We start from the raw sequence: 16,110 nt of genomic DNA on the forward strand, positions 1-16,110 counted from the left end.
TGCGCCTGTGATGGCCCCACGAATGTCGGAGCTAAAGCTCCGACCTACAAAAGACCGCCTGAATGCCAATCCAAGCATTGCTGAAATATTGGGCACATCGCGCCAAGCCAGCAGGCATGCGGGTCTCAGGGCTTGTTCATGGACTTATCCACAGCTTGGCGCACAGTTGGCGGGGGTAAACCACCTGCTGTGGCAGCCAGCGTACGGACAAACTCAACGGCTGGCGGCCATCAGTGCGGCAAACCCTACAAACACGCCGCCAGTGATGCGGTTGAATTTTTTCATCACATGGGCTTGCTGCAGAACGCGCGACAGCTTGTGACCGCTGAGCGCGTAAACCAGGTACCAGCTCACTTCAATCACCGTGAAAGTGGTCAGCAAAATGCCGAACTGCGTGAGGGCAGGCAGCTCAGGCTGAATGAACTGCGGAAAAAACGCCGCAGAAAACACAATCGCTTTCGGGTTGCTGGCCGCCACGGCCAGGCCTTGTCTGTAGAAAGCCCCCCCACTGCGCATCACCTCGTCTGGTGAATGCGTGGCTTCGCCAGACTTGGCTGTCACACCAGCCCCCCACAACTTGTAGCCAAGGTAAGCCAGATAGGCTGCGCCTGAATAACGCAAGGCGTCAAACACCGCCGGAAATGTGTGCAACAACGCACCCAAACCTGCGGCCGAAATGCTCATCATGCACAGCAAGGCGGTCATACACCCTGCCATGGTCATGACGGCGGGGCGCAGACCAAAGCGGGCGCTGTGGCTCATCACCAGCAACATGTTGGGCCCTGGCGTGGCCGACACCACAAAAGTCATCACGAGAAAAAGCCACCAGGCTTGCAAGCTCATCAACCATTCCTTGATTTTTATAAGAACGTGGATTGTCCATCACGCCGCTTTGTCGGCTGCCCACCGGGGCACATCACCAAGGGATAAGCTGCCCCTGATGGTCCACGAACTGCGCACGGCCTGTGGCTGACAAAGCGTCCAGCGCCGACAGCAAGCGCCGGGCCGACTCATCGGGGTGCATGGCAGCGTCGCCCACAAAAGGCTGGCTGAGCGCCGACTGCACCGTGCCCGGCTGCAAGGCGGCCACCACGGCCAGCGGTCTGCGCCGGGCGATTTCAATGGCTACGGTCTGCAGCAGCATGTTGAGCGCGGCCTTGGCGGCGCGGTAGCCGTACCAGCCGCCTTTGCGGTTATCTTCGATGCTGCCCACACGCGCCGACAGCTTGCCCCAGATGACCCGCTGGCCCGATGCCAGCAAGGGCACAAAGTGCTTGAGCAGCAAGCCCGGCCCCACCGCGTTGAGCTGCAAGGCGGCCAACAAATGCGTGGCATCGAGTTCGTCCAGCCGTTTTTCGGGGCCGCACCCGTTCAGCGTGAGAGCGCCCGTGGCGTCCAGCACCAGAGAGAACGGCCCCTGCGCGGCCAGCGCCTGCGCACAGGCGGCCATGCTGGGCTCGCTCAACAAGTCCAGCCCCGGCGTGCTTTGGCGCGACACGCCGATGGCCAAGGCGCAACGCGGGTCGCTTTGCAACTGCTGCAACAAGGCGCTGCCGATGGCACCGGTCGCGCCGATCACCAGGGCGCGGTAGCCCTCGGGCAGGGAATGCATCATGGTGGGCTTTTGCTCGGGTTGGGGCGCGTATTGGGGTTATGGGGCGAGACGTCGTAGACGCAGCGAAAGCCGATATAGACGGCGTAAAAGTCGGCCGGTTTGTAGGCCTGCACATCGGCCTTCATGTTGAACGCGCCGTACCACCAGGAGCCGCCGACGGTTCTGCGCTCCTTGCCACGGGCGTCGGTGGTCCACTCCCACACATTGGCGCCCATGTCGTACAGGCCGTTCACGCCCTGGCGCGTGGCCCCGGCGGGTGCTGCCCGTGGCCACGGGTCGGCATCGCTGGTGTTGGCGCCTTGCGGGCTGTCGCCCGTGGTCCAGGGGTAGGTACGGCCCTTCACCCAGGGTGCAGGCGGCGCATCGCGCAGCTCGGTGAAGCCCGCCTTTTGCCATTCGGCACCAGTGGGCAAGCGCCCTCCGGCCCAGCGGCAATAAGCCTGGGCTTCGGCAAAGTCCAAGTGCACGGCGGGCAAGTCCAGGCTGGCGGGCGCGCCATCGGATCGACCTTCGGGATAACGCCAAGACCAGCCGGGGCGGCGCTCCCAACCAGCACCGTATTCAAACCCGCCGCCTTCTTTTTCGGCGCGCGTCACCGTGCCCGTGGCCCGCACATGGTGCTCAAACTGGCCGATGGTGACTTCGGTGCGGTCGATGGACCAGTTGCCCAAAACCACCCGACTTGCGACCTGATCCAGCACACGCTCGGTCTTTTGGGCCATGACCGGCTCCAAGCACAGCAAACCCACAAGGGCACCCACCCAGCACGCCAAGGGCTTCATCGTCACGCCCCTGAAGACCAACGCCGCGCCCACTTTTGCAATGCCGGACGCATGGGTAAAAACAAGCGGTAAGCCAACTCGAACAACCAAGACAGGGGTGGCCAGGCCGACAGCCAGCCCAACCAGCGCCAGCCGGGAAACAGCCGCCACATTTGCGAAAACGCCGCGGCACCACTGAACATTTGTCCTTGGGCATTGCGCACATGAAAGCGGGCCATGGCCGCTTGGCAACTCAGACCGCCCAAATCCTGCCCGGCACTCACGTCCACCCAGGCCATGGCTTGGGACTCTGGCAAGCGGCGGTAAATGGCGATCTCGGCGCGGCACAGCGGGCACGAGCCATCGAAGTAAACGGTCAACAAGGGCCAGGCGGCGTGGCTCATGCAGCCACCCGAGCGCGTGCACGCAAGCGCCCCTGCGAATCCACCAAGAAGCCTTCGCCCATCTCGGGGTAGGCCCCAGTGAGCGCAGTCATGATGACCTGGTGGGTCACCCACACCTCGGTGCGCCCAGTGGGCAAGGCCAATAAGCGCTCACGCAGAGCCTGGATCTGGGCCGTCGGATTGCCTTGCCCGGCAAAGGTGCTGTTGAGGGCTGGCCAGTCTTCAGATGGGCCTAAAGCCAGTCGCGCCGTGTCCTGGCAACGGCACCATTGGCTGGTGCGCACCGCATCGGGCTTGAGGCCTTGGCTGCGCACCCACTCGCCCATGGCCCGCGATGCTTGCTGGCCTTCGGGACTCAAGTTTCGCTGTGTGCGGCACTGACCCAACGCAAATTCGGGCGGATCGCCCAGGCCCGATTCGGTCTGTGCGTGGCGCACCAACAGCACACCGCCCTCAAGCCGCCACACGCTGGCCAGTTCGGCCAAAGTCGAACGGGCCGATGTTTGCGCACTCACCACGCTGGGCAGGATTGCCAATGCAGGCAAGGCCACACCGAAAGCCACACGCATCAACACGTCGCGGCGTAGCAGGGCCGAAGAAACCAGCGAGTGAGCCGGGCGCATGGCTCAGCCCACCTCGCCTGCGGCAATGCGGCGCAGCGCCTGTTCGAACACCTCCACCGGCTGGCCGCCCGAGATCAAGTGTTTGTCGTTGATGATGATAGCGGGCACCGAACGGATGCCCGCTTGCGCGTAAAACTGCTGGCGCTCGCGCACCTCGGCGGCATGGGCTTGACTTTCCAAAACCTCGCGGGCTGCGGCCACGTCCAGTCCGGCAGCGGCCACGCCCGCCAACAAAACTTCGGCGTCTTCCACGCATTCGGCTCGGCCTTGGTAGGCCTGCAAAAAGGCTTTCTTGAGCGCGTGCTGAGCGCCCGCGCCTTGGCCCTCGGCCCAGTGCAGCAAGCGGTGCGCATGGAAGGTGTTGTAAACCCGACCGCGCCCACCGGGGTGGAAAGCAAACCCCACCTCCGCGCCGCGTTGGCGGATGTTCTCGCGCATCAGGGCCTGCTGCTCGGGCGTGGAGCCGTATTTTTCGGTGATGTGCTCGGTCAAGTCCTGGCCACCCGCTGGCATGTGGGGGTTCAACTCAAAGGGCTGAAAATGCAACTCGGCCTGCACCTGGCCGTCCAGGTTCTGCAGGGCTTTCTCGAGTGCACCCAAGCCCACGGCGCACCACGGGCAGGCAATGTCGGACACGAAATCGATTTTCAAAGTGGTGGTCATGGGGGCTTTCGTCAAAAACAGTTTGAACAAGGGCTTGCAAGCTGCGGCACATTTTCTACGCAGCAGCCCAGGGCTGCTGAGGGGCACACACAAAAGCCCGCCACCCCGAGGGGCGACGCCTCAACGGTGAAGGATGCCCTGCAAAGCCACATTGAATGCACCTGCCGCTTCGTAGGGCACCCAGTGCCCGGCACCCGGCACCGTGTGCCACTGCCCCCAATGCGGGGACAAGGCTTGCATGGTGCTTTGCAGTTCGGGCAAGCGGCCCCGGTACAGCGCGTCATGCTCACCATAAATGGCGCTCACCTGCGCCTGCAGCATGGGCAGGGTGCGGGCCATGATGTCGGTGGACGACAAGCGCCTGCGGGTCACCCGGTCACGCGCCACATTGGCGGTGTGCAAGTTGAGCGCCAGAGCGTCCAGACTGTCGGGCTGCTGCAGCATCAAGGCCATGAGGTTGTGCCGATGCACTTGTTCTTGGGCCTCAGGGGTGGGCAGATGACGCCAGCCTTTGAGGGGGATGCGCTCGGGCACCGCCAAGCCCATGCCCGGCGCGCCCACCAGCACCAGCTGCTGTGCCACCTGCGGATGGGCGGCTAGCCACAGCGCGGCCGTCATACCGCCAAAAGAAAACCCCACCAAACGCACGGACCCTGCAGGCTGCAACTGCGCCAGCCCGGCATGCAAGTGCGGCGGCATGCCATCGGCGTCGGTGCAGCCTGTGGGCAGGGCCGAATCACCAAAGCCGGGCAGATCGGGCACCAGCACACGCCAGCCTGCGTCTCGCAGTGGCGCAATGTTGCGCACCCAATGCGTCCAGCTGCCACTGCCGCCGTGCAGCAACACCACACAGGGCTGCTGCGCATCACCCCAGGTGTGCCAGACGGTCTCAGCACCATGGAAGCGGGTGACACAACGCTTGGCGCCTTCCAGTGCCGAGGCCAGATCGGGTGGCAAAAAAGCGGGCCATTTGGCCGCAGACACCACGCAAGCGGTCATGGCAAAACCTGCCGAGGATGCTGCAAGCGCCAGACCTTGTAAGCCGCCACAGTGGCCGCCACGCTGGTCAGGCAGCTGGCCAAAAATACACTTTGCAGCCCCCAGCGCTCGCTGATGACACCCCCTAACAATGCCCCCAACACGCCTGGGAACCCATAGGCAATGACGGTATACAGCGCCTGCCCTCGCCCGCGCAAACGCCCCGGAAAATGATGCGACAGCAAAGCAATGCACACCGTGTGGTGTGTAGCAAAAGTGACGGCGTGCAAAGTTTGCGCCAACAGCAAAACCCACAACACATCTGCCCAAGCCGTCGTCAGGCCCATGCGCAGCAACATGGTGGCCGAGCACAGCACCAGCCAACCGGTCAGGGGCATGCGCGGCAGCCAGCGCGACTGGCTGAAGAACCAGCCGATTTCCACCGCCACCGACACCGCCCACAACACGCCGATCATGGTTTTGCTGTAACCCAACGAATCCAGGTACAAGGAGAAAAACACATAAATGCCGATGTGCGACAACACATGGAAAAAGGTGGATGCAAAAAACCACTGCACCGGCTTTTGCCGCAACACCGGCCCCACGGGCACATGCGCGTCCAAATGGTGGGAGGCTTCTTTGATGTCCGGCAGCCACCACACGCTCAGCAGCACCGCCGCCAGACTGAACACGGTCCAGCCCGGAAAGTGCTTCATGCCAAAGGCCTCGAACCAGGCACCCGCCGCAAACACCGTGACCAGAAAACCCATCGAGCCCCACAGGCGCACCCGCCCGTAGCGCTTGGCATCAAAAGCCCCGCCTTGGCTGACCAGATGGGCCATGGCCGCCTCGCTCATGGGCATCATGGAACTGGTGTGGGTGAACATGACCAGCAACACCAAGCCCAGGCCCACCGGGCCCCAATCGAGGAACAGCAAACACGCCGACGCAAAGGCCACACCGGCCCCGATGCGCAGCAGCTTCACGCGCTCTCCGGTGCGGTCGCTCAAGGCGCCCCAGGCATAAGGCGCAAACAAGCGGGTGGTGGCTTGCACGGCGGTGAGCACGCTGATGGTCAGCAAGCTCAAGCCCATGTCTTGCAGCCACAGCGGCAAGTAAGGGTTGAAAAACCCGATGTGCGCGAAATAACTGGCCGACAGCGCGGCAAAGGGCAAAAGCTGACGGCGCTCAGGCACGGAACCTCCCACGCACTGGGGAAGGTCGCCGCTGCGTCCGAATCATCACTGTTCCTGTGGGAGGCTGCCCCTGCGGCCGAATCTGTGTGCACCGCGGCAGTTCGCACATTCGCGAGCAGGGGCTCACTCCTACAAGCAGAGGCATCAAGGCTTAGCCGCTGCGATGGGGGGCAAATCGTGCTCGACATCACCGCATTGGGCTCGGTGCTGCAAGGCGTGTTCCATGACCACCAGGGCCAGCATGGCCTCGGCAATCGGGGTGGCGCGGATGCCCACGCACGGGTCGTGGCGGCCCTTGGTGATGACTTCGGTCGGCTGACCATTCGAGTCGATCGAGTCGCGGGGAATCAAAATCGAGCTGGTGGGCTTGACGGCAATCGACACCTCGATGTCTTGCCCGGTGCTGATGCCGCCGAGCACGCCACCGGCGTTGTTGCCGACAAAGCCTTGCTGCGTGAGCGTGTCACCAGCGGTGCTGCCCTTTTGCGTGACGCAACCAAAGCCCGCGCCAATCTCCACACCCTTGACGGCATTGATGCCCATCATGGCGAAAGCGATGTCGGCATCGATCTTGTCAAACAGCGGCTGCCCCAGGCCCACGGGCACACCCCGCGCCACCACGCGCAAGCGGGCACCGCACGAATCGCCCGACTTGCGCAGGGCGTTCATGTAATCCTCCAGCGCCGAGACATCGGCCACCGGGGCAAAAAACGGGTTGTTCGGCACATGGTCCCAGCTCTCAAAGCCGATTGGCACATCGCCAATTTGCGTCATGCAGCCGACAAAAGTGGTGCCAAATTTTTCCTTGAGCCACTTTTTGGCGACCGCGCCAGCCGCCACCATGGGGGCCGTCAGGCGGGCCGACGAGCGGCCACCGCCACGCGGGTCACGCAGGCCGTATTTGCGCCAATAGGTGTAATCGGCATGGCCGGGGCGGAAGGTCTGCAGGATGTCGCCGTAGTCCTTGCTGCGCTGGTCGGTGTTCTGGATCAGCAGGCAAATCGGGGTGCCGGTGGTCAGGCCCTGGTAAACACCCGAGACGATCTGCACCGCATCGGGCTCGTTGCGCTGGGTGACGAATTTGCTGGTGCCTGGTCGGCGTCGGTCCAAGTCGGGCTGGATATCGGCCTCGCTCAGGGGCATGCCCGGAGGGCAGCCGTCGATCACGCAGCCAATGGCTGGGCCGTGGGATTCACCAAAGTTGGTGACCGAGAAGAGATTTCCGAAGGTATTGCCGCTCATGCTGGGCATTATCCCAGAGGGAGCCGCGTATTTTGTAGGAGGCCGAATCTGCGCGGACCATGGTCGTTCGAACATTCGCGAGCGGGGGCTCGCTCCCACAAAAAACAGGGGCTTGCGCCCCTTCAAGATCAGAGCTTGACGTCTTCAGCTTCAGCAGAGGAACCATCGGGCCAGTCGCGGATATAGGCCTTGAGCATCTTGTTTTCGAAGTTCTGGCCATCCACCACGGCTTTGGCCACGTCATAAAAGCTGATCACGCCCATCAGCATGGGGCCGTCCATCACCGGCATGTAGCGGGCGTGGTGCTCCAGCATCATGCGGCGCACATCGTCGATGTCGGTCTCGCCCGTGCAGGTCAGCGGCTGGGCGTCCATGGCTTCGCGCACCAAAGTGGCCCCGACATGACCGCCATTTTTGACGATTTGCTGGATCACCTCACGGAAAGTCAGCATGCCCGCCAGCGCCCCCTTGGCCATGACCACCAAAGAGCCAATGTCTTTTTCGGCCATGTCGTTCATGGCACGGGACAAAGGTTCGTCAGACTGCACTGTGAACAGGGTGCCGCCTTTGACGCGGAGGATGTCGCTGACTTTCATGGTGTGTCTCCTGAGGGTCGATCCGGGTTAGATTGGATATCAATATAGCCCACAATGAACGCCAAGCGTCAGGCTTCAAGCTTGCCGGACACTTTCTTTTTTCGGAGACCTTTCATGGCTGGTTACAGCGATCCCGGTTTTGACACTTTGGCCCTGCATGCAGGTGCTGCACCCGACCCGGCCACAGGGGCACGGGCCGTGCCGATCCACCTGACCACCTCGTTTGTTTTTGAGTCCACAGACCAAGCCGCCGCTCTCTTCAATCTGGAGCGCCCGGGCCATGTGTACAGCCGCATCAGCAACCCCACCAACGCGGTGCTGGAGCAGCGCATCTCGGCGCTGGAAGGCGGCATCGGTGCCATCACCACTTCCAGCGGCCAGGCCGCCTTGCACCTGGCCATCGCCACCCTCATGGGCGCGGGCTCGCACATCGTGGCTTCGTCGGCTTTGTACGGCGGCTCACACAACCTGCTGCACTACACCCTGAGCCGCTTCGGCATCCGCACCACTTTTGTCAAACCCGGCGACCTGGACGCCTGGCGGGCTGCAGTGCAGCCCGACACCAAATTGTTTTTTGGCGAAACCGTGGGCAACCCCGGCATGGATGTGCTGGACATCGAGGCCGTGAGCGCCATCGCCCATGAAGCGGGCGTGCCGCTGCTGGTGGACTCGACGCTCACCTCACCCTGGCTGATCAAGCCGTTCGACCACGGGGCCGATCTGGTCTACCACTCGGCGACCAAGTTTCTGGCGGGCCACGGCACGGTGGTGGGCGGCCTGGTGGTCGATGGCGGCAGCTTTGACTGGGACAAATCGGGCAAATTTGCCGAATTGAGCCAGGCCTATGAAGGCTTTCACAACATGGTCTTCAGCGAGGAAAGCACCGTGGGGGCCTTCTTGCTGCGCGCCCGGCGCGAGGGCCTGCGCGACTTCGGGGCCTGCATGAGCCCGCACACCGCCTGGTTGATCCTGCAAGGCATCGAAACCCTGCCCCTGCGCATGGCCCGGCACATGGAAAACACGGCCAAAGTGGTCGATTTTTTGGCGGCGCACCCGCTGGTCAGCCGCGTGGGCCACCCCATGCTGGAAAGCCACCCCTCGCACGCATTGGCGCAAAAACTGCTGCCGCGTGGCGCAGGCTCGGTGTTCAGCTTCGACATCAAAGGCAGCCGTGCCCAGGGCCAAAAGTTCATCGAAACCCTCAAGGTCTTCAGCCACTTGGCCAATGTGGGCGACTGCCGCAGCCTGGTGATCCACCCGGCCAGCACCACGCACTTCCGCATGACCGATGAAGCCCTGGTGGCGAGTGGCATTGGCCCCGGCACCATCCGCTTGTCGATCGGGCTGGAAGACCCGGCCGACCTGATTGATGACCTGAAGAAAGCACTCAAAGCCGCGGAGAAAGCCGCATGAAAATCTCTGTCCAAGGTCACGATCTCTACGCCTACACCGGCGGCAAAGAATTCAACCCCGCCCAGCCCACCGCCGTGTTCATCCATGGCGTGCTCAACGACCACAGTGTCTGGATCTTGCAAACCCGCTACCTAGCGCACCACGGCTGGAACGTGCTGGCCATCGACCTGCCCGGCCACTGCAAAAGCGAAGGCGTACCGCCTCAAAGCGTTGAAGAAGCGGCCGACACCATCATCGCGCTGCTCGATGCCCTGAAGGTTGAAAAGGCCGCGCTGATCGGCCACAGCTTTGGATCACTCATTGCCCTCGAAGCCACCGCCCGCGATTCAAAGGCGCACCCGGGCCGGGTGAGTCACCTGGTGATGGTCGGCACCGCCTACCCGATGCGTGTCTCACCCGCTTTGCTCGACTTGTCGGTCAGCGCCCCATTCAAGGCCATCGACATGGTCAACAACTTTTCGCATTCCACGCTGGCACCGCCCCCCTCTGCCCTCGGACCAGGCACCTGGCTGTATGGCGGCAGCAAGGCGCTGATGCGCCGCGTGCTGGCCAGCAACACGCAGGTCAATGTGTTCCACACCGGCTTCAAGGCCTGCGACACCTACAGCGGCGGCGAAGCAGCGATGCCCCAGGTGACTTGCCCCACCCTGTTTGTGTTGGGCAGTGCCGACCAGATGACGCCACCCAAGGCCGCGCAAAGCCTGATCGGTCTGTGCGCCCAGCCCAAGGTGGTGCATCTGCCCGCAGGCCATTCGCTCATGACCGAAGCACCCGAAGGCGTGTTGCAGGCCCTCAAGGATTTTTTGAAGCCATGACCCTGACGAACATTCGCGAGCAGGGGCTCGCTCCCACAAAAAACGACAGACGCTCTGGCTTTGTGGGAGGCTGCCCCCGCAGCCGAATGCCTGCATGGCCCTTGCCGAACATTCGCGCACAGGTGTGCGCTCCTGCACCATGAACACTCTGATTTCCAGCATCACCCCGGCGCTGTCGGCAGACAGGGCCCACGAGATTGCCCAATCGCTGGACCTGCGCGCCCTGCCCACCGACTTCCTGAACAACCCCTATCCGGTCTATGCCGCGCTGCGCGAGGCCGAGCCCTTCAAGCGCATGCCCGATGGCTCGTATTTCCTCACACGCCATGCCGATCTGGTGGCGGTGTACCGCGACGCCAAGGTCTTCAGCTCGGACAAGCAAGTCGAGTTTGGCCCCAAGTACAACCACGCCCCGTTCAATGCGCCCCCATACACCACAGCGGGCGGTGTGGCCCCGCTGTTCGAGCACCACACCAACAGCCTGGTCTTCAACGACGCACCGCGGCACACCCGGGTGCGGCGGCTGATCATGGGTGCCCTCACGCGCCGGGCCATTGAAGCCATGGAGCCCGGGCTGGTCCTGCTGGTGGACAGCCTGCTGGACAAGATCGAGGCCCAAGGCGGCGGTGACCTGATCGAAGACTTTGCCTCAGCCATCCCGGTCGAGATCATCGGCAACCTGCTGGACGTGCCGCTCGCCGACCGCGAGCCCTTGCGTGGCTGGTCGCTGGCCATTTTGGGCGCGCTGGAACCGGCCCTCACGCCCGCGCAGGAAGCGCTGGGCAACCACAGTGTGAACGAATTCTTGGCCTACCTGCGCGAGCTGGTCGCCAAGCGCCGCCAGCACCCCGGCGACCCGGAGCATGATGTGCTGACCCGGCTGATCCAAGGAGAAAAGGATGGCCAAACGGGTGGCGACGCCCTGAGCGAAGTCGAGCTGCTGCAAAACTGCGTGTTTTTGCTCAACGCCGGACACGAGACCACCACCAACCTGATCGGCAACGCCCTCATCACCTTGCAGGAATGGCCAGAGCAGCGCGAACAACTCCAGGCCGACCTGAAACAAGCGGCCAGCGACGAAGAGCGCGAACAAATTTTGGGCCTGGCGGTGGACGAATTCTTGCGCTTTGAATCGTCCAACCAGCTGGGCAACCGACGCGCTTTGCAAGCCACCCAGGTCAATGGCGTCGATCTGCCTGCGGGCGCACTGGTCACGCTGTGCATTGGCGCGGCCAACCGCGACCCGGCGGTGTACGAGAACCCCGAGCAACTCGACTTGCGCCGCACCGGCAACAAGCACCTGGCCTTTGGCTTTGGCGTGCACCAGTGCGCGGGCCTGAGCCTGGCGCGGCTCGAAGGCCGCATCGCCATCGGCCGCTTTTTGCAGCGCTTCCCCGATTACCAGCTCACGCAAACGCCTGTGCGCGGGGGCCGGGCAAGGTTTCGTGGCTTTTTAAGCGCGCCTTTTCGCACCGTCTGAAATTTTTGAAGAGACACCGCCATGACCGACGCCGCTCAACACGCCAGCTTTGCCGAGTTCTACCCGTTCTACCTGAGCGAACACAGCAACAACACCTGCCGGCGCCTGCATTTTGTGGGCAGCACCCTGTCGCTGGTCTGCCTGGCCATGCTGGCCGTCACGGGCAAGCCCCAATACTTTTTGTATGGCCTGCTGTGCGGCTATGGCTGTGCGTGGATCGGGCACTTTGTGTTCGAGAAAAACAAGCCCGCCAGCTTCAAGCGCCCGCTCTACAGCTTCATGGGCGACTGGGTGATGTACCGAGACATGTGGCGCGGCCGGGTGAGCTTTTAAGGGCAAGCCCTCAAACTCTCAAGCAGGTGCCGTCGGCTCAGGCAGCAACTGCGCCACCGCAATCTGGTCCAGGCCCGTCTGCGCCCAGACCAGATCGGCCGCAAAAGCCCTGAGCACCAACAAGCGGTCGGCCAACGGCGCCACATTGGCCTGCAAGGGGTCGATCAACAGCACTTGACGGGCTTGGCCCTGGTCATTTTGTTCGGTCAGGCGGCCCACCCAATCGAGGCCCTGCAAGACCTCCAGCACTTGCCGCAGTTCGCTGGGCTCCACACGCAAGCGCACCGCCAGATCATCGGTGCTGAAGCCGCGCTGCTCAGACGCCTTGGCGGCATTCAGCTCGGCCAACACCTCTAAAGCCAAACGAAAGCCCCAGCCCGCCCCTTCGGGTTTGCGCCACTCTTGCCGCCCCAACTCGGGCAGACTGGATGCCAGCACCGCGCCCAACAACACCAGCAACCAGGTCACATAAATCCAGACCAACAAAATGGGCAGTGCCGCAAAAGCGCCATAAATCAATGAATAAGTGGGCACTTGAAGGAGGTAAACCGCCATCAGCTTCTTGGCCAACTCCAACGCCCCCGCCACCAAAAAACCGGCCGTGATGGCATGACGCCACCGCACACGGGTGTAAGGCACATAAAAATACAAGCCACTCACGCAAGCGGTCAGCAGCAAAAACTCAAAGCTGTCGAGCAACCAGCGGATCGAGCCCGGCAACACATCCACCACATCGCGCGAGGCTGTCACCACATAAGAGGTGATGGCCAAACTGCCACCCAGCAACAAAGGCCCCAAAGTGATGGCCGACCAATACAGCAACACCCTTTGCGGCAAAGGCCGCTGACGCCGCAAGCGCCAGATCTGGCCCAAGGTGCGCTCGATCGTCACCATCAAAAACACCGCCGACAACAGCACCGCCACCAAACCTGCCGAGCCCAGACGGCTGGCCTTGCGGGAAAACTGCGTCAGGTAACTCAGCACCTGGCGGGCAATGCTCTCGGGCACCAGGCTCTCGATCAGCCAGCGCTGGATCGTGTCCTGGAACTTGCCAAACACCGGGAACGCCGCGAACACGGCCAAACCTACGGCAAACAGCGGCACCAAAGCCAGCACGGTGGTGAAGGTGAGCGAGCTGGCGCTCACGCCCAAACGGGCATCGCGAAAGCGTTCGGCCAAAACACCAGCCATCTGACGCCAAGGGAAAACGGTCAATTCTTGCCACCAAAGCGAGGCTTGCACTCGCCAAGTGGACGTTGAGGGGGAAGATTGCATGCCCGGTATGATGCCACCGCAATGAACACACACACAGAAAACACACCCGCTGGCGTCGAATTCACCCGCTGGATGGCCGTAGGCAGCCTGCTGGGCCTGATCGTTTTGGGCTTGGCCTGGGAGCTTTGGCTGGCCCCCCTGCGGCCGGGCGGCACTTTGTGGGCCATCAAGGTCTTGCCTTTGTGCATTCCGCTGTCCGGTCTGCTCAAAAATCGCATGTACACCTACCGCTGGGTCAGCATGCTGGTCTGGCTGTACTTTACAGAGGGCGTGGTGCGTGCCTGGGGCGATGCCTGGCCATCCAATGCACTGGCAGGACTGCAAATCTTTTTATGCTCGACCTTGTTTATGGCGTGTGCGCTGCATGTGCGCATCCGCTTCAAAGCCGCCAAGGCCACGGGCAATTTTGTGTCTGTACCCCGAGACTGACCACCATGACCCAGACCTTGCTTGAACAGCTGCGCCAGATTTGTGGCGACGCCAACGTGCACACGCACGACGACCCGGCCACCGACCTAAGCCCGTGGGAACAAGACTGGCGCAAACGCGTCAAGGGCCTGGCCCTGGCCGTGGTGCGCCCGGGCAACACGGCCCAAGTGGCTGCCGTGGTCAAGGCCTGCGCGGCACACCACACGCCCATCGTGCCGCAAGGCGGCAACACCGGGCTGGTGGTGGGCGGCGTGCCCGACAGTTCGGGCCAGCAAATCGTGCTCAGCATGACCCGCATGAACGCGGTGCGCGCCATCGACCCGGCCAACCTGACCATCACGGTGGAAGCCGGTTGCGTGCTGCAAAACCTGCAAGCCGCAGCCGAGACGGCCGGTTTTCTGTTCCCCCTGAGCCTGGGCGCCGAAGGCAGCTGCACCATTGGCGGCAACCTGGGCACCAACGCAGGCGGCACGCAGGTGGTGCGCTACGGCAACACGCGTGAGCTGTGTCTGGGCCTCGAAGTCGTCACCGCGCAAGGCGACATCTGGCACGGCCTGACCGGCCTGCGCAAAGACAACACCGGCTACGACCTGCGCAATTTGATGATCGGCAGCGAAGGCACGCTGGGCATCATCACCGCCGCGACCATGAAGCTCTATCCCCAGCCCGCCGCGCAACTCACCGCCTGGGCCGCCGTGCCCAGCATGGAAGCGGCCGTGCAGCTGCTCGGCCTAGCGCACCAGCGCTTGGGCCCAGGCCTCACGGGCTTCGAGGTCATGGGCCAATTTGCGCTGGGTTTGGTCGACAAACATTACCCCCAGCTGCGCGTGCCGCTGTGGCAAGAGTCGCCTTGGTGCGTGCTGCTTGAAAACTCTGACAGCGAAAGCGAAACCCACGCCCGTGCTCAGTTTGAAGCGCTGCTCGAAGCCGCACTGGAGGCCGGGTGCGTCACGGACGCCGTCGTCGCAGAAAACCTGAGCCAAGCCCAAGGCCTGTGGCACATCCGCGAAAGCATCACCCTGGCCCAGGCCACCGAAGGCCTGAACATCAAGCACGACATCAGCATCCCGGTCTCACGCATCCCAGCCTTTGTGGCCGAGACCGATGCACTGTTGGCGCGTGAAGTGCCCGGCGTGCGCATGGTCGACTTTGGCCACCTGGGCGATGGCAACCTGCACTACAACGTGCAAGCGCCCGAAGGCGTGGATGGCCCCACTTTTCTGCGCGAAAACGAAGAACGCGTGAACACCCTGGTGTTTGACCAGGTCAAACGCTTTGACGGCTCCATCAGCGCCGAGCACGGTGTGGGCGAACTCAAGGTGGGCAAACTGCCGCTTTACAAAGACCCGACGGCCCTGGCCATGATGCGGGCCGTCAAGCAGGCGCTGGACCCGCAAAACCTGCTCAACCCGGGGCGGGTGCTGGGCTAAAACGCCCAGCCCCAAAAACTCACTTCACCACAGCTGCATCGCTCAATTTCTTGAGCAAGGCACCCCGGCGGTTCTGGACCACGGCGGCTTGCAACAGGCTCTTGCTTTCGTCAAAGCCTGGCACCTGATAGGGGCGCTTGGCGGTCAGCTTGACCACATGCCAGTAAGGGCCGACCTGGATGGGCGCTGCCGACACGGCACTTGGGGCTAAGTTGACCACCACATTGGAGATGGCCGGCGCGATTTGATCAGGCAAGAACCAACCCAACTCACCGCCTTTGTCTTTGCTCGGGTCCATCGAGCGGGCCTTGGCCAAGGCATCAAACGCCTGACCTGAGCGCACCGCCGTCATCACCGAGCGGGCATCGGCTTCGGTGGCCAGAACAATGGTCGAAATCTGAAACTGTTGCAGGTCACCCGCAGCCTTCAAGGCTTTGACCTGGCGCTCGTATTCGGTCTTCAATTCTGCCTCGGCGATCGGGTTTTTGGTGAACTCGTCGTTCAGCACCAACTCGATCAGCAGGTTTTGGCGCAACGCCTGCAAGGCATCTTGCGTAGCGGGCAATTTGTCGAGGCCACGCTTTTGCGCCTCTTGGGTCATCAACTCACGTGCCACCAGTTCTTGCTTGAGCGCGGCTCGCAACTCGGGCGTGTCTTTCTGGCCTTGGGCCACATTCGCCTCGACATTGCGGTCCATCAACCGTGCGGCGATCGGCACGCCGTTGACCACAGCGACAGGGGCGTCGGCCGCAAACGCCGCACCCGACAAAAACACAGTGCTGCACAAACCCAGCGCCGACACCCAATACTTCGAATGAATCTTCACAATGAACTCCAAAAAATCACAAATTGAATAC

Annotated in this window: 18 protein-coding genes; 6 read left to right on the top strand and 12 right to left on the bottom strand. The window is 62.7% G+C overall.

What is annotated here, in order from left to right:
* Window positions 1-213: 213 nt before the first annotated feature.
* From ACZ5VE_RS08775 to ACZ5VE_RS08820, 10 genes are all read right to left on the bottom strand, one after another.
* Window positions 214-843 (bottom strand): LysE family translocator, encoded by a 630-nt coding sequence (locus ACZ5VE_RS08775; RefSeq protein ID WP_464454808.1) that lies wholly within the window; start codon window positions 841-843, stop codon window positions 214-216.
* A 73-nt stretch (window positions 844-916) separates the two neighbouring features.
* Window positions 917-1,615 (bottom strand): SDR family NAD(P)-dependent oxidoreductase, encoded by a 699-nt coding sequence (locus tag ACZ5VE_RS08780; RefSeq protein ID WP_464454809.1) that lies wholly within the window; start codon window positions 1,613-1,615, stop codon window positions 917-919.
* A complete protein-coding gene (locus tag ACZ5VE_RS08785) occupies window positions 1,612-2,337 on the bottom strand; it encodes a formylglycine-generating enzyme family protein (protein WP_464454810.1) in 726 nt (241 codons plus the stop codon). The genes ACZ5VE_RS08780 and ACZ5VE_RS08785 overlap by 4 nt, the downstream gene beginning before the upstream one ends.
* Window positions 2,338-2,399: 62 nt before the next feature.
* Window positions 2,400-2,780, bottom strand: coding sequence for a thiol-disulfide oxidoreductase DCC family protein (locus ACZ5VE_RS08790; RefSeq protein WP_464454811.1), 381 nt, complete (start codon window positions 2,778-2,780; stop codon window positions 2,400-2,402).
* Window positions 2,777-3,403 (bottom strand): histidine phosphatase family protein, encoded by a 627-nt coding sequence (locus ACZ5VE_RS08795; RefSeq protein ID WP_464454812.1) that lies wholly within the window; start codon window positions 3,401-3,403, stop codon window positions 2,777-2,779. Before ACZ5VE_RS08795 ends, ACZ5VE_RS08790 begins: the two co-directional genes overlap by 4 nt.
* 3 nt (window positions 3,404-3,406) lie before the next feature.
* On the bottom strand, window positions 3,407-4,066 hold the full coding sequence (locus ACZ5VE_RS08800; protein ID WP_464454813.1) for a DsbA family oxidoreductase: 660 nt from the start codon (window positions 4,064-4,066) through the stop codon (window positions 3,407-3,409).
* A gap of 120 nt (window positions 4,067-4,186) precedes the next feature.
* Window positions 4,187-5,065 (bottom strand): alpha/beta fold hydrolase, encoded by an 879-nt coding sequence (locus ACZ5VE_RS08805; protein ID WP_464454814.1) that lies wholly within the window; start codon window positions 5,063-5,065, stop codon window positions 4,187-4,189.
* A complete protein-coding gene (locus ACZ5VE_RS08810; protein ID WP_464454815.1) occupies window positions 5,062-6,240 on the bottom strand; it encodes an MFS transporter in 1,179 nt (392 codons plus the stop codon). The genes ACZ5VE_RS08805 and ACZ5VE_RS08810 overlap by 4 nt, the downstream gene beginning before the upstream one ends.
* A gap of 144 nt (window positions 6,241-6,384) precedes the next feature.
* A complete protein-coding gene (gene aroC / locus ACZ5VE_RS08815) occupies window positions 6,385-7,482 on the bottom strand; it encodes a chorismate synthase (RefSeq protein WP_464454816.1) in 1,098 nt (365 codons plus the stop codon).
* A 128-nt stretch (window positions 7,483-7,610) separates the two neighbouring features.
* Entirely contained in the window at window positions 7,611-8,078 is a 468-nt protein-coding gene (locus tag ACZ5VE_RS08820; RefSeq protein ID WP_464454817.1) for a CBS domain-containing protein, read from the bottom strand.
* Between the two features lie 114 nt (window positions 8,079-8,192).
* Here ACZ5VE_RS08820 and ACZ5VE_RS08825 point away from each other — a divergent pair, with 114 nt between their 5' ends.
* From ACZ5VE_RS08825 to ACZ5VE_RS08840, 4 genes are all read left to right on the top strand, one after another.
* On the top strand, window positions 8,193-9,491 hold the full coding sequence (locus ACZ5VE_RS08825; RefSeq protein WP_464454818.1) for an O-acetylhomoserine aminocarboxypropyltransferase: 1,299 nt from the start codon (window positions 8,193-8,195) through the stop codon (window positions 9,489-9,491).
* Window positions 9,488-10,306 carry an alpha/beta fold hydrolase gene (locus tag ACZ5VE_RS08830; RefSeq protein ID WP_464454819.1) on the top strand — a complete coding sequence of 273 codons (819 nt, stop codon included), beginning with the start codon at window positions 9,488-9,490 and terminating at the stop codon, window positions 10,304-10,306. The genes ACZ5VE_RS08825 and ACZ5VE_RS08830 overlap by 4 nt, the downstream gene beginning before the upstream one ends.
* 139 nt (window positions 10,307-10,445) lie before the next feature.
* A complete protein-coding gene (locus tag ACZ5VE_RS08835; protein WP_464454820.1) occupies window positions 10,446-11,786 on the top strand; it encodes a cytochrome P450 in 1,341 nt (446 codons plus the stop codon).
* 21 nt (window positions 11,787-11,807) lie between these two features.
* The gene (locus ACZ5VE_RS08840; protein ID WP_464454821.1) at window positions 11,808-12,119 is read left to right on the top strand and encodes an Mpo1-like protein; all 312 of its coding nucleotides are present in this window, start codon (window positions 11,808-11,810) and stop codon (window positions 12,117-12,119) included.
* Window positions 12,120-12,137: 18 nt separating this feature from the next.
* Here the strand turns inward: ACZ5VE_RS08840 and ACZ5VE_RS08845 are convergent, their stop codons facing one another.
* The gene (locus ACZ5VE_RS08845; RefSeq protein ID WP_464454822.1) at window positions 12,138-13,394 is read right to left on the bottom strand and encodes a YihY family inner membrane protein; all 1,257 of its coding nucleotides are present in this window, start codon (window positions 13,392-13,394) and stop codon (window positions 12,138-12,140) included.
* 21 nt (window positions 13,395-13,415) lie between these two features.
* Here ACZ5VE_RS08845 and ACZ5VE_RS08850 point away from each other — a divergent pair, with 21 nt between their 5' ends.
* A complete protein-coding gene (locus ACZ5VE_RS08850; protein ID WP_464454823.1) occupies window positions 13,416-13,823 on the top strand; it encodes a DUF2069 domain-containing protein in 408 nt (135 codons plus the stop codon).
* 5 nt (window positions 13,824-13,828) lie between these two features.
* Entirely contained in the window at window positions 13,829-15,253 is a 1,425-nt protein-coding gene (locus tag ACZ5VE_RS08855) for an FAD-binding oxidoreductase (RefSeq protein ID WP_464454824.1), read from the top strand.
* A gap of 19 nt (window positions 15,254-15,272) precedes the next feature.
* On the opposite strand, the gene ACZ5VE_RS08860 is transcribed toward ACZ5VE_RS08855, so the two are convergent.
* Window positions 15,273-16,079 (bottom strand): peptidylprolyl isomerase, encoded by an 807-nt coding sequence (locus tag ACZ5VE_RS08860; protein WP_464454825.1) that lies wholly within the window; start codon window positions 16,077-16,079, stop codon window positions 15,273-15,275.
* Window positions 16,080-16,110: the final 31 nt, after the last annotated feature.

The sequence above is a fragment of the Limnohabitans sp. INBF003 genome, assembly GCF_055396645.1.

What these genes read in the sequence shown, in the direction of transcription:
- ACZ5VE_RS08785 (WP_464454810.1), bottom strand. Translation starts at nt 2,337, where the DNA reads ATGGCCCAAAAGACCGAGCGTGTGCTGGATCAGGTCGCAAGTCGGGTG.
- ACZ5VE_RS08795 (WP_464454812.1), bottom strand. Translation starts at nt 3,403, where the DNA reads ATGCGCCCGGCTCACTCGCTGGTTTCTTCGGCCCTGCTACGCCGCGAC.
- ACZ5VE_RS08820 (WP_464454817.1), bottom strand. Translation starts at nt 8,078, where the DNA reads ATGAAAGTCAGCGACATCCTCCGCGTCAAAGGCGGCACCCTGTTCACA.
- ACZ5VE_RS08845 (WP_464454822.1), bottom strand. Translation starts at nt 13,394, where the DNA reads ATGCAATCTTCCCCCTCAACGTCCACTTGGCGAGTGCAAGCCTCGCTT.
- ACZ5VE_RS08850 (WP_464454823.1), top strand. Translation starts at nt 13,416, where the DNA reads ATGAACACACACACAGAAAACACACCCGCTGGCGTCGAATTCACCCGC.
- ACZ5VE_RS08830 (WP_464454819.1), top strand. Translation starts at nt 9,488, where the DNA reads ATGAAAATCTCTGTCCAAGGTCACGATCTCTACGCCTACACCGGCGGC.
- ACZ5VE_RS08805 (WP_464454814.1), bottom strand. Translation starts at nt 5,065, where the DNA reads ATGACCGCTTGCGTGGTGTCTGCGGCCAAATGGCCCGCTTTTTTGCCA.
- ACZ5VE_RS08840 (WP_464454821.1), top strand. Translation starts at nt 11,808, where the DNA reads ATGACCGACGCCGCTCAACACGCCAGCTTTGCCGAGTTCTACCCGTTC.
- ACZ5VE_RS08800 (WP_464454813.1), bottom strand. Translation starts at nt 4,066, where the DNA reads ATGACCACCACTTTGAAAATCGATTTCGTGTCCGACATTGCCTGCCCG.
- ACZ5VE_RS08775 (WP_464454808.1), bottom strand. Translation starts at nt 843, where the DNA reads ATGAGCTTGCAAGCCTGGTGGCTTTTTCTCGTGATGACTTTTGTGGTG.
- aroC (WP_464454816.1), bottom strand. Translation starts at nt 7,482, where the DNA reads ATGAGCGGCAATACCTTCGGAAATCTCTTCTCGGTCACCAACTTTGGT.
- ACZ5VE_RS08790 (WP_464454811.1), bottom strand. Translation starts at nt 2,780, where the DNA reads ATGAGCCACGCCGCCTGGCCCTTGTTGACCGTTTACTTCGATGGCTCG.
- ACZ5VE_RS08825 (WP_464454818.1), top strand. Translation starts at nt 8,193, where the DNA reads ATGGCTGGTTACAGCGATCCCGGTTTTGACACTTTGGCCCTGCATGCA.
- ACZ5VE_RS08835 (WP_464454820.1), top strand. Translation starts at nt 10,446, where the DNA reads ATGAACACTCTGATTTCCAGCATCACCCCGGCGCTGTCGGCAGACAGG.
- ACZ5VE_RS08780 (WP_464454809.1), bottom strand. Translation starts at nt 1,615, where the DNA reads ATGATGCATTCCCTGCCCGAGGGCTACCGCGCCCTGGTGATCGGCGCG.
- ACZ5VE_RS08855 (WP_464454824.1), top strand. Translation starts at nt 13,829, where the DNA reads ATGACCCAGACCTTGCTTGAACAGCTGCGCCAGATTTGTGGCGACGCC.